This window comes from Paraburkholderia sp. BL21I4N1 (assembly GCF_002973525.1).
GTDB lineage: Bacteria > Pseudomonadota > Gammaproteobacteria > Burkholderiales > Burkholderiaceae > Paraburkholderia.
The window spans coordinates 176,902-188,773 of record NZ_PVEN01000007.1 but is presented as its reverse complement, the minus strand read 5'-3'; the positions used below and the strand labels follow the sequence as shown (position 1 = coordinate 188,773).

Sequence of the window (11,872 nt, the reverse complement as noted above, 5' to 3'; positions counted from 1 at the left end):
GGTATTCATGCGGCGAGGATTTATGCCGCATCAGGTTCCATTAAGGTTCGCTTGATAGGCTGCAACGTCGGTTGATGTGCGTACTGCGCTGGCCTGGACAGTTCCGTCGTTCGGGACGGTTGGTTGCGCGCGCAACGCTCGTCGCGTTTTGCTTATCGGGCAGCAATACATGAAGCTTTCCACTACCGTCAGGTTGCGCGCTTATCTGGTGACCGCGTCGATGTCCGCGGTTGTCATTCAGGTGGGCGCGTTGGTGTCGATCTGTGCGTTCGGCGTGCCAGAGGCGTATTTTCAGACGCCTACCTTCCGGCTTGTTGCGGCGGGGGCGATCTGCGCGATGGTGTTCGGCGTTGCGACCATCTCGCCGATGGCGTTCCGCTCGGCCGTGGCGCGACGCTATGCGATTCATGACGATAACCTGCGCGACCACGACGCTGGCTTCTTCGCCCGCATTCGTCGCCAACTAACGCAGCGGTTCTTCTAGCGCGCGCCGCACGATCTGGATGCCCGCGTCCCGATCTCGTCGATCTGCGTGCGAACCTGTTTCACGCGCGCCTCGATGACGATCAGACGGTCCTGCATGGGACTTAGGTTTCGTATTTACGTTAAGGGTGGAACTAGAAAAAACGGCGATCCCTGCGCCCGCGAGTCTGATGGCCGCAGTTTTCAACTCCGCTTGCTTTATGGAACGATCAGTCTTAATATCCGAACACCATGCCACGACACAGCCCGCCCATATCTTCATCGTCCGTTTCCGCCGAGCGTGGACGCCCGCGCGAATTCGATATCGACGAAGTCACGCGAGCGGCTGGCCGGGTCTTCTGGCAGCAGGGCTATCACGCTACGTCGATCGAAACGCTGTGCAAATCCACGGGTCTATTCCGCGCCAGTCTTTACAGCGCGTTCGGTGACAAACACGGTCTGCTCGTCGCCGCGTTCGGTCAATATGCGGACGGGGCGGTGGCCCGCGTGAAAGAGCGGCTCGAAGCGGCGAAGTCACCGCAACAGGCGTTGCGCCAGGCATTACTGCATTACACCAAGGTGTCCGCGAAACTGTCGCAACGGCATGGCTGTTTCATCACGAACGCCGTCATCGAACTGCTACCGGCGGATGAAGCGTTACGTCCGCATATCGAATCCACCTTGCGCCGTATCGCCGCGCACCTTGCTGCTGCCGTGGTGCGAGGTCAGCGAGCCGGAGAATTCAGTTCCACGCTCGACGAACAGGCCGTCAGCACCTTCCTGTTGTGCGTGATTCAAGGCTTTCGCGTGCTGGGTAAAGCGAACTTTCACGAGAAAGATCTCGTGCCGGTCGTTGAAATGACGATGCGCGCGCTGCTCTAAAATTTTTTCCCATTTCTGGAACGATCATTCATGAATGAGACGACTGGATTATCGACAGTCACCGCCGGTCGTGCTGGCGCAACAGGCGCCGCCCATCCTCCAGTTCAGGGCGCGTATGGCAAAGGCGTGCTGTTCTGCGTCGCGGCGACGGTATTGATGGGCATCATGTTCCCCGTCATGACGGATGCGCTGACGCATGTCGATCCATTTACCTTCACGTCGCTGCGGTATCTGATCGCGGGCGTGGCCTTTCTCGTGCTACTGGTCGTGAAGGAAGGCAAGGGCGCGTGGCGACCGAACGGCGAGTCGCTGGCATTGGCGTGGCTGCTCGGCTCGGTCGGATTTTGCGGCTTCGGCTCGTTTGTGTTTCTCGGTCAGCAACTCGCCGGCCCGCAAGGCGCGCTGACCGCATCGATCATGATGGCGACCCAGCCTATGATGGGCCTGCTGCTGAACTCGCTGGTCCGCAAAAGCATGCCGCCGGTGGTGACGCTGCTGTTCATTCTGATGTCGTTCGCCGGCGTCTCGCTGGTGGTCACGAAGGGCAATATCGTGTCGGCGCTGCACGAACCGCAGCACTATTCAGCGAATGGCCTGATTCTGGTCGGCGCGCTCTGCTGGGTCGTCTACACGTTCAGCGCGTCGCACTTCAAAAGCTGGTCGGCACTCAAGTACACCACCGTAACCTTATGGCTCGGTTTGACGACGATCCTCGGGCTCAACGCTTTGCTGTTCGCCTTGCGTGTCGTGCCCGTGCCGTCGGGTGGCCAACTGTGGGCCATTGCGCCGCACCTGCTGTACATGGGGCCGATTGCAGGCTTCGTCGCGATTCTGTTCTGGAATATGGGCAACCGGATTCTGACGCCGCTCAACGGCGTGCTCTTCATGGACGTCCTGCCGGTCACCACCTTCGTGCTGTCGTCGCTGACCGGCGTCGTGCCGGCGCGCGCGCAAATTGCCGGAGCGTGTACGACGGGACTCGCGCTGATTTTCAACAATCTTTACCTGCGGCGTCGAGCCCGAAGACTCGGCGCCGCGCGCGGCGAAACCGCCTAGAGTTTAGGCAAGCCCGGCGGATTGGTCGCCGATCTCGCGATCGCCTCGGAGCCGAGGTTCCATCGGTCCAGCACACGCTTGTAAGTACCCGACGCGATCAGGTCGTTCAACGAGGTGGTGAGCGCATCGGCGAGGCCGCTGCCTTTGCGCGTTGCGATAGCGAGTTCTGCCGTGCGTGGCCAGCCGCCATTGACCGTGCCGACCAGTTTCGTCTTGCCTTGCTGCGCGGCCTGATACGCCTGGGTCGCGTTGACGGTGAACACGGCGTCGGCGCGGCCGGATTGCAGCGCGAGATTCCTCACGGCCACGTCGTCGTAGTACTGGACAGCGACCGGCTTCAGACCGTGCGCAACATTGTCCTTGTCCCACGCCAGCAGGATCTTTTCCTGGTTGGTGCCGGAGTCCGTGATGATGCGCAGGCCGGCCACGTCCTTCGGTTCCTTCAGCGACGTGATTCTGCTGTCGGACTTCACATAGAAGCCAACCTGATCCTGACGGTAGCTGGAAAAGTCGAATTTGAGCTTGCGCTCCTCGGTCACGGTGACGTTCGATAACACCGCGTCGACCTTGCCGGACTCCAGCGCGAGCGGCCAGTCGGCCCACGCCACCGGCACCAGTTCCAGTTTTCTACCCAGGCTATCCGCGACCGCTTGCGCGAGGTCGGCATCGAAACCGACCACGGTTTTGGCGTCGGTCGCATAGGTGCTGATCGGCGGGATGGTCGGATGAATGCCGATTGTCAGCGTGTCGTCTTTTACGAAACGAAACTGCGTGGACACGGCTTTCACGGCGGCCGGATCCGGCTGCACGCGGATCCGGTCCGGCTGCTGCGGACTCAGATCCAGCGCGACGCCGGGCAACGCGAGCGTGCTGTAACTCATGGCAATCGCCGCGATTGCGCTGAGCAGAATCTGGCCGGTGAAGCGGTGCGAACGTGGCGGTTTCATGATTGAACTCTCATTGTGTTCAGGTGGAGTGGGCGAGACCGTTCGAACGCCCGACAATAGCGTCTCGCCGCAACCGGGCGAACCAATCAATAGGAATAAGGTTATTGGAGCGTGACGATCACGCGGCCGTGTTCTGCCGACATTCGAAAAGCGGCGTATCGTGTGCCATCCCTCAACCAACCGAAGGTGATCCATGACGCAAGCCTTATACGATGTACCTGTCACGTCGATTGACGGTACGCCGCAAACACTGAAGCAGTTTCAAGGCAAGGTGCTGCTGGTCGTGAACGTGGCCTCGAAATGCGGGCTGACGCCGCAATACGAAGCGCTGGAAAAACTCTACGAAGACAGGCGCGGCGACGGTCTCAAGGTACTGGGTTTTCCGGCGAACAACTTCAAAGGCCAGGAGCCGGGGAGCGACGAGGAAATTCAGAACTTCTGCACCAGCACCTATGACGTGAAATTCCCGCTGTTCTCGAAGATCTCGGTGGTCGGCACCGATCAGCATCCGCTGTATCAGACGCTGACCGCCACGCAGCCCGACGCCACCGGCGAGGGTCCGTTCCGCGAACGGCTCAAGGGCTATGGCATCGAACCCAACGCGGCGCCGGACGTACTGTGGAACTTCGAAAAATTCCTGGTCAGTCGCGACGGCCGCGTAGTGGGGCGTTTCTCTCCCGATGTCACCGCCGACGACCCGCGCCTCGTCGCGGCGATCGAAGCCGAACTGGCTCGTTGAAACCGTTCAATCCGCTTTGGTAGCGCGGGCGTGAACGTGGGCGATGCTATCGCGTCGCCCTGACCGCCGCGCCCGGCGATCGCTCAAGGCGGCCATTGCAGTGCCGTGCGAAGCCGGGCGGCGCGCTCGACCGCTTCGCGGCGGTTATTCTCGGAGCCCGTCAGATAGTCACCCGCCTCCGAGGTTCCCGTCTTGTAGATGCTCAATTGCAGCAGTGCCAGCACGTTGCGCGTCAATTGCTCGTCGACGCAGACATCGGGCACCGCACACAGTTGACTGAGCAGCACCAACGCGGCGGATCGTCCTAGCGCGGCGAGTGCGAACACGCGGTCGCCGAGCATGCCGCCGCCGTTCAACGGAATCTCCACCCATTGTTCCGGGTGTCGTGCCGCCAAGGTCAGCACGGCGCCGGGTTGGCCCGCATCGGCGGCCTGCTTCAACAGGTCGTCCGTATACTGCGCGCCGTGCCGACCCGGCTCCCGGCATCGCAACGAGAGGTCTTGAGCGGCGAAGGCGCCACGCTCGCACGCATCGACCCAGGCCGCGGCTTCGAAGAGGCCCTCCGGATCGGTGCGTCCCGCGAGCGCGCCGAAATCGGGAAACGACAGCGCGCGTTGCAGAGCTTCGTCGAGCGTATTGCTGAGGTTGCTTTCCGGTCGGATCAGGGTTGCATCGCGTCCCGCCGTTTCGAGGCGCGATAGCACGTCGATCCCGACGTGGGCGGAGGAAGCGGATGCTGTGGAAGACGCCGCCGTCAGACCGTGGCGATTCGTGACGGGTCTGGAAATCCTCGGCTCGACGTCGGATTGCGCTGCAATCTGTGTGGCGGGATCCGCGCGCGTCGGCCACTGGCCCATCAAGACAGCAGTCAACGCAATCGTGCCGAGGCCCAATACCCCGCAGCCGGCGAAAAGCCACCACCGCATTGCGGCGGGTTTTCTCGCGTTCTGGAATGACATGGTGCGCGCCCCCTCGTTTCCCCATTAACACCCGATTGCCGACGGTTTGAATCGGATCACGGCGCTTTCTAAATCAGTTGGCCTGGCAGTGAGAATACGCTAATTGCATCGGGTTGAAACCGTTAAACGCCGGCGCACCCCTACAGCGGATTCATTCGGCCGTTTAAAAACATCCGCGAAGCGACGGCAATACAAGGCCCGGCCGAAATCTGCGGTTTGGATCAAAAATTCTATATACACGCCGCTCCGTCCAGACTACTGTTTGCCCACATAATTATTTGAAATATCTGGCCAATGACTGCGGTGCACTGCAGCATCCCAACCGAACGAGGAGTGCGATGGCACGGTCATCTCGCGAGACATCACGCCTGTTGCGGGACTCAGCCCGTTTTTAAATGCAACGCGCATTTTCCGACTGAATATATTGCCGATCCATTGGGTCGGGCAGTGCTATGCCAGTCATTTTAATACCTTGATCTGTTATGTCCGTATAAAACCGGGATGGGTATGCCTGGCGATTATCGTACGCGGTGAATATAAAAACCTGACGGAGACAAAGCAATGGGATTTTGGACACCTGTTCGTGGCGCCTTGTCGGCCGTCGTTCTTCTGATTGCGTGCAAGTTATTGCTCGCGGCGTGCATTAGCAGAAATCGCAACAGCAACAGCAGTCGCAACAGAAATCGCATGAGGTTCGGCTTCCCTGAACACACCACACCAAGGCGATCAGGATGACGAACGACGCCGACGGCGGCAGGCATGACGATGCCCGCCGACCGAGCGGATAGCAGTAGTCAGGCGCTTCAAACGGCCAGGCGGCGAGGTCCACGCACAGCGCCGCCGGCTGCCCAACTCCAGCCATTTCTTTAGTCTTTTTTCTGGGAAGGTCAATCATGAAGCTGATCAAAACTTTTGCATGCAGCAGCGCCATCGCTATCGCATTCGCCGCCGTCGCTCCGATCGCCGCCGCGGCGACGATCGGACCGGCAGGTGCATCCTTCAGCGCACCGGGCACGATCAACGTCAGCACACCGATCGCGCCGAATGTCAGCTGCGGCATCACGCTCAGCGGCGTGGTGAGCACCGACGGCACTTACGCGCAGATTAACTCGGTCGCGATCACGGGCGGCGGCCTGTGCGGCGTGCCGCAGATTATCGGGCTGCCGTGGAAGCTCGTGGCCACCAGCACGACGACCGGCAATGTGGCGAACGTCGGCTTCAGCGTGCTCGGCGCGAACTGCGGTCCTTCCACGATCAATGGCGCGTGGAGCAACGGCACCAATACGCTCAGCGCGAGCAATCAGCCGCTGTCCGGCAACTGCAAGGTGAATAGCCTGTCGGTCAGTCCGAATCCGGCCTTCACGGTCTCGCCGTAATCGAGGTGTCGAGCTTCGCCGCAAAAAACGGCGAAGCTCGCGTAACGGTTGGCGGTCCGTCAACTCGCCCGGCAGTCTGGTCGATTGCCCAACCCGTTATGTTGCGCGTGCTGAAAAGCCGACAAAACAGACCGCTTATTCACGTGGTCCGACTCCCATCCTCACATGTTGTTTTTCGATTAGCGGTGCTACACTGCCTGCGCGCACAGGTGGGAAAACGCACGATATATTCCCGGGCAAATGGCCATTGCCTTCTCAACTCAGTGCAGCGGTACTGGATATCGGATTGACATACTGCTAGAAAAATAAGGAGCACGTATGCATCAGTTGACGAGTCACCCGGAACACGCTTGCTGGCGCCGCACTCATCCGTGCGGCTCGCCTCCCTTCATTTCAATGCGGTTTACCCGTTTATTGCGGTCGCTTTAACGGCTTTGTCATAGGCCGTGAGTCGTCGCTGAACGACAGGACGCTCCACGTTTGTCCGTTTTTAACGAGCGGAAGTGAACGGGTCCGCACACGGATTTCACGTCGAGAACGCGCACCTTCGTGCGGAATGCCTGACGCTGCAGCGCAGTATCAAGATCGTTCCACGCGCACGCACGGACTACCCGCCGCGGCGTAGCGCGATTGCGTCCGGGCCTCCATACGGTCCGGCCGCTTTGCCGACGGAGATCACGATGATGCGAGCGTTGCACGTCTTTACCACTGGCCTCGCCGTGACGGTGCTGGCGACGCTGGGTGGCTGTCATGACAAACAGGCGCCTGAAGCCGCACGTGCGCCGGTCAACGTCGACGTGGTCGACGTCGCGCTGCGCGATGTGCCGGTGCCGTTCGACTACGTCGGCCAGACGGAGAGTTCGCAACAGGTCGAGATCCGCGCGCGCGTGAACGGCTTTCTGGAGAAGCGCGTCTACCAGGAAGGCGCGATGGTTCATCAGGGCGATGTGATGTTCGTGATGGACCGCAAGCCCTTCGAAGCGGCGCTCGACGCCGCGCGCGCCGAAATGGCGCAGCAGAAAGCACGGCTCGATACGGCGCAGGCGAACCTGAATCGCGTGCGGCCGCTCGTCGCGAAGAATGCGCTGAGCCAGAAAGACCTCGACGATTCGATCGGCCAGCAGCAGGCCGCCGCCGCCGCGCTCGAACAGGCACGCGCCAACGTCACCAGTGCGAACCTGAATCTCGGCTATACGACCATCACCGCGCCGGTCACCGGCTTGTCGAGCTTCGCGAAGAAGCAGGACGGCTCGTATATCGACTCGTCCAACAGTCTGCTGACTTACGTCGCCAAGCTCGATCCGATGTGGATCAATTTTTCGCTGTCCGAGAACGAGATGCTGCAATTGCGGGCGCAGACCGCCAACGGCACGCTGAAGCTGCCGCCGCTCGGCGGTCTCGAAGCGTTGATCGTGCTGGCGGACGGCAGCGTCTATCCGCAGCGCGGCCATATCGCGTTTCAGGACGCGGCGTTGAGTTCGGAAACCGGCACCTATCTGATTCGCGCCGCCGTGCCGAACCCGACCGGTTCATTGCGGCCCGGCCAGTTCGTGCGAATCAAACTGCTTGGCGCGCAGCGCAGCGCGGCGATCGCCGTGCCGCAGGGCGCGGTCATGCAGGGCTCGCGCGGCGAATACGTGTGGACCGTCGACAAAGACGGCAAGGCCCAACAGCGCGCGATCGAAGCAGGGGAATGGAACGGCAACGACTGGGTCGTCAATTCCGGCCTGCAGGTGGGCGATCGGGTGGTGATCAATAACGCGATGCGATTGATGCCGGGTGCGGCGGTGAATGCGCGGGTAGTGCCGTTGCCGGCGGCGAGTGTGAATATTGCGGCGATCGCGGGTGGGGCGGCCGGGGGCGGCGGCAAGCCCGCTGGTCAATCGGGTGCGGGCGCAACGACCGGCGCTGCAGGTCAAAACGGTGCTGGGGCAGGGGCGCCGGATGGCGCCACCCAACCCGCCCACACCGAACTCTTCTTCGCCGTCGGCAGCGCGAGCCTCGACCGTGAATCCGCCGACGCGTTAGCCGCCGTGGCCCGCCAACTGGCCTCATCGCCCGGTACGCGCGTGGCGATTTCCGGCTACACCGACGCCACCGGGTCCTACGCCGACAACGTCAAACTGGCCGCCGCGCGCGCCACGACGGTGCGCTCCGCGCTGATCGTCGCGGGCGTGGACGTTGCGCGGATCGACATGCAGCGCCCCGCACGCATTGTCGCCACCGACGCGCCCGGCAAATCGCGCCGCGTCGATGTCACCCTCAGCCCCACGACCGGAGGCTGAGCGATGAAGTTCGCCCACTTCTTCATTGACCGGCCGATTTTCGCGTCGGTGGTGTCGATCATCCTCGTGGTGGCCGGCACGGTCGCGATGTTCAATCTGCCGATCGCGCAGTTTCCCGACATCGCGCCGCCGACCATCACCGTCAGCGCGACCTATCCGGGTGCGAGCGCCGAAGTCGTCGCGCAGAACGTGGCGGCACCGCTGGAGCAGCAGGTCAACGGCGCGGACAACATGATGTACATGAACTCGTCCAGTTCATCGACCGGCAACATGACCCTCACGGCGTACTTCAAGACCGGCACGGACCCGTCGCTCGCGCAGGTCGACGTGCAGAACCGCGTGAACCTCGCGCTACCGACGCTGCCCGATTCGGTGACCGCGCAAGGGGTCTCGGTGCAGAAGCGCTCGTCTGCGTTCATGATGGTGATCGCGATCTATTCGCCGGAGAACTCGTACGACCAGTCGTACGTGGCGAACTACGCGAACGTCTACGTGCTCGACGCGTTGAAGCGGATTCCAGGCGCGAATCAGGCCTCGATTTTCGGCTCGGCCGACTACGCCATGCGGATCTGGATCAAGCCTGACCGGATGGCGAAGCTCGGCATCACCGTCGCCGACGTGCAGCAGGCCGTCAGCAACCAGAACCAGCAATTTTCCGCCGGCCGTCTCGGCCAGTCGCCGACCAACGGACCGGTGCAGCAGACGTTTCCGGTCGCCACCAAAGGCCGCATGACAGAGCCCGCCGACTTCGACAACATCATTCTGCGCGCCGGTTCGGGCGACGCGTCGACGGTGCGCATCAAGGACATCGGTCACGCGGAACTCGGCGCGAAGGATTATTCGCTGCGTGGCCGCTATAACGGCAAAACCGCCACGCTGATCGCCGTCTACCAGCAGCCGGGCGCCAACGCGCTACAGGTTGCAAAAGAAGTGCGACAGACCCTCGAACGGATGCAGAAGGGCTTTCCGCCCGGCCTCAAATACGAAGTCGCGCTGGATACGACCGAGTTCGTGCAGGAGTCGATCGGCGAGGTCGTGCATACGTTGCGCGACGCGGTGATCCTCGTGATTCTGGTGGTGTTCATCTTCCTGCAAAGCTTTCGCGCGACGCTGGTGCCGATTCTTGCGGTGCCGGTGTCGATTCTGGGTGCGTTCATCGGCATGATGGCGTTCGGCTTTTCGATCAACATGCTGACCTTGTTCGGCATGGTGCTCGCGATCGGCATCGTGGTGGACGATGCAATCGTCGTGATCGAAAACGTCGAGCGCAATATGACCGAGTTCGGTCTACCGCCGAAAGAAGCCGCCAAACACGCCATGGACGAAGTCACCGGCCCGGTGATCGCGATCGTGCTGGTACTGCTCGCGGTGTTTATTCCGGTGGCGTTTCTATCCGGTATTACCGGGCAGTTGTACAAGCAGTTCGCGGTGACGATCGCGGTGTCGGTCGTGCTGTCGGGCGTGGTGGCGTTGACTTTGTCGCCGGCGCTCGCGGCGATCCTGCTCAAACCCGAAACGAAAAAGAAGAACCGATTTTTCCTTTGGTTCAACGAGCGTTTCGAGAGCATGACAGAAGGCTACGGCCGCGCCGTGCAACTCGCGATCCGCCGCGTCGTGATCTCGATCCTGTTGATCGTCGTGATGCTTATCGCGACCGGCGGACTCTTCAAACACATTCCGTCGTCGTTCGTGCCGACTGAAGATCAGGGTTATCTGCTCGGCGCGGTCGTGTTGCCCGACGCCGCCAGCCTCGACCGCACCGGCGATCTGTCGCAGCGCGCCGAGCAATGGTTCGCGAAGCAGCCTGCGGTCAAATCGGTCGCCGCACCAATCGGCTACAGCCTCGTGGACTCGCAGTACAAGTCGAACGCGGGCACCTTGTTCATCACGCTGAAGGGTTTCGGCGAGCGCGGCAAGAACGGCACCGCGGAAGACCTGATCCGCGACGCGAACAAAGCTTTCTCCGGTTATACGGACGGCGTGGTGGTGCCGTTGAATCCGCCCTCCATTCCGGGGCTCGGCACGACCGGCGGCTTCGAATTCTGGTTGCAAAGCACTGGCGACGGTAGTTACCAGGATCTAGAGGAACGCGTCCGCGCCTTCATTGCGAAGGCGCGCCAGAACCCGGCGCTACGCGGCGTGAACTCGACCATTAATACCCACTCGCGGCAACTGCTGGTCGAGGTGGACCGCGAGCGGGCGGAATCGCTCGGCGTGCCGGTGCAGGACATTTACTCGGCGTTGCAAACCATGTTCGGTTCGTCGTACGTGAGCCAGTTTCCGAAGAGCAGCCGGCTCTTCCAGGTGATCGTGCAGGCCGAACCGCAATACCGCACGCAGCCCGACGACATCCAGCAGCTTTATGTGCGCAACCGCAGCGGCGACATGGTGCCGATCAAGGCCGTCACCACGTTCCGCTTCGTGCCGGGCGCGGATATCGTGACGCGCTTCAACAATTTCCCGGCTGCCAAGATCACCGGCGACGCCGCGGCCGGGCACAGTTCGGGCGACGCGCTCGCCGCGATGGAGCAGACCGCGCGGGAAGTGCTGGGCGAGGGCTACAGCTATGCGTGGAGCGGCCAGGCCTACGAGGAGAAACAGGCCGGCTCGACCGCCGCCGCGGTGTTCGCGTTTGCGTTGCTGATGGTGTTCCTGATTCTCGCCGCGCAATACGAAAAGTGGTCGCTGCCCATCGGCGTGCTGCTCGCGGTGCCGTTCGCGCTGTTCGGCGCGCTGATCGGCATCTTGCTGCGCGGCATGGAAGACGACGTGTACTTCCAGATCGGCCTGACCGTGCTGATCGCGCTCGCGGCGAAGAACGCGATTCTGATCTTCGAGTTCGCCGTCGAAATGCGCGAGAAAGAAAACCTGTCGCCTTACGATGCCGCGCTGAAAGCCGCCAAGCTGCGTCTGCGGCCCATCATCATGACGTCGCTCGCGTTCATTCTCGGCTGCGTGCCGCTGGCGATCGCAAGCGGCGCGTCGGCGGCGAGCCGCCGGTCGCTCGGCACCGGCGTGATCTTCGGCATGCTCGGCGCGACGGTGATCGCCCTGTTCTTTATTCCGATGTTCTTCTGGGGCTTCGAAACGCTGTCGTCGCGACGCAAGGGCAAATCTGAGCCGGCTGCCGAGCCGCCCGTTGCGGCCGGGCCGAAGGAGGGTTGAG

Annotated in this window: 9 protein-coding genes; 7 read left to right on the top strand and 2 right to left on the bottom strand. The window is 61.9% G+C overall.

Features of this window, described 5'->3' with window-relative positions; all coding sequences use genetic code 11:
* The first annotated feature begins 169 nt into the window (after positions 1-169).
* From B0G83_RS19740 to B0G83_RS19730, 3 genes are all read left to right on the top strand, one after another.
* Positions 170-484 (top strand): hypothetical protein, encoded by a 315-nt coding sequence (locus B0G83_RS19740; RefSeq protein WP_105509079.1) that lies wholly within the window; start codon positions 170-172, stop codon positions 482-484.
* Positions 485-714: 230 nt separating this feature from the next.
* Positions 715-1,344, top strand: coding sequence for a TetR/AcrR family transcriptional regulator (locus tag B0G83_RS19735; RefSeq protein ID WP_105509078.1), 630 nt, complete (start codon positions 715-717; stop codon positions 1,342-1,344).
* Between the two features lie 30 nt (positions 1,345-1,374).
* Positions 1,375-2,400: a DMT family transporter gene (locus B0G83_RS19730; RefSeq protein WP_105509077.1), complete on the top strand. Its 1,026-nt coding sequence runs from the start codon at positions 1,375-1,377 to the stop codon at positions 2,398-2,400.
* Here B0G83_RS19730 and B0G83_RS19725 read toward each other — a convergent pair.
* Positions 2,397-3,347: an ABC transporter substrate-binding protein gene (locus B0G83_RS19725; protein ID WP_105509076.1), complete on the bottom strand. Its 951-nt coding sequence runs from the start codon at positions 3,345-3,347 to the stop codon at positions 2,397-2,399. The genes B0G83_RS19730 and B0G83_RS19725 overlap by 4 nt on opposite strands.
* A 193-nt stretch (positions 3,348-3,540) precedes the next feature.
* On the opposite strand from B0G83_RS19725, the gene B0G83_RS19720 reads away from it, so the two are divergent.
* A complete protein-coding gene (locus tag B0G83_RS19720; RefSeq protein WP_105509075.1) occupies positions 3,541-4,086 on the top strand; it encodes a glutathione peroxidase in 546 nt (181 codons plus the stop codon).
* Between the two features lie 83 nt (positions 4,087-4,169).
* On the opposite strand, the gene B0G83_RS19715 is transcribed toward B0G83_RS19720, so the two are convergent.
* Positions 4,170-5,045 carry a hypothetical protein gene (locus tag B0G83_RS19715; RefSeq protein ID WP_146120263.1) on the bottom strand — a complete coding sequence of 292 codons (876 nt, stop codon included), beginning with the start codon at positions 5,043-5,045 and terminating at the stop codon, positions 4,170-4,172.
* Positions 5,046-5,938: 893 nt separating this feature from the next.
* On the opposite strand from B0G83_RS19715, the gene praA reads away from it, so the two are divergent.
* The 3 genes from praA to B0G83_RS19700 all read left to right on the top strand — a co-directional run bounded on the left by praA (position 5,939) and on the right by B0G83_RS19700 (position 11,871).
* A complete protein-coding gene (gene praA / locus B0G83_RS39465; RefSeq protein ID WP_105509073.1) occupies positions 5,939-6,421 on the top strand; it encodes an alkane oxidation protein activator PraA in 483 nt (160 codons plus the stop codon).
* Between the two features lie 680 nt (positions 6,422-7,101).
* Positions 7,102-8,706: an efflux RND transporter periplasmic adaptor subunit gene (locus B0G83_RS39460; protein ID WP_105509249.1), complete on the top strand. Its 1,605-nt coding sequence runs from the start codon at positions 7,102-7,104 to the stop codon at positions 8,704-8,706.
* A 3-nt stretch (positions 8,707-8,709) separates the two neighbouring features.
* Entirely contained in the window at positions 8,710-11,871 is a 3,162-nt protein-coding gene (locus B0G83_RS19700; RefSeq protein WP_105509072.1) for an efflux RND transporter permease subunit, read from the top strand.
* Position 11,872 lies beyond the last annotated feature (1 nt).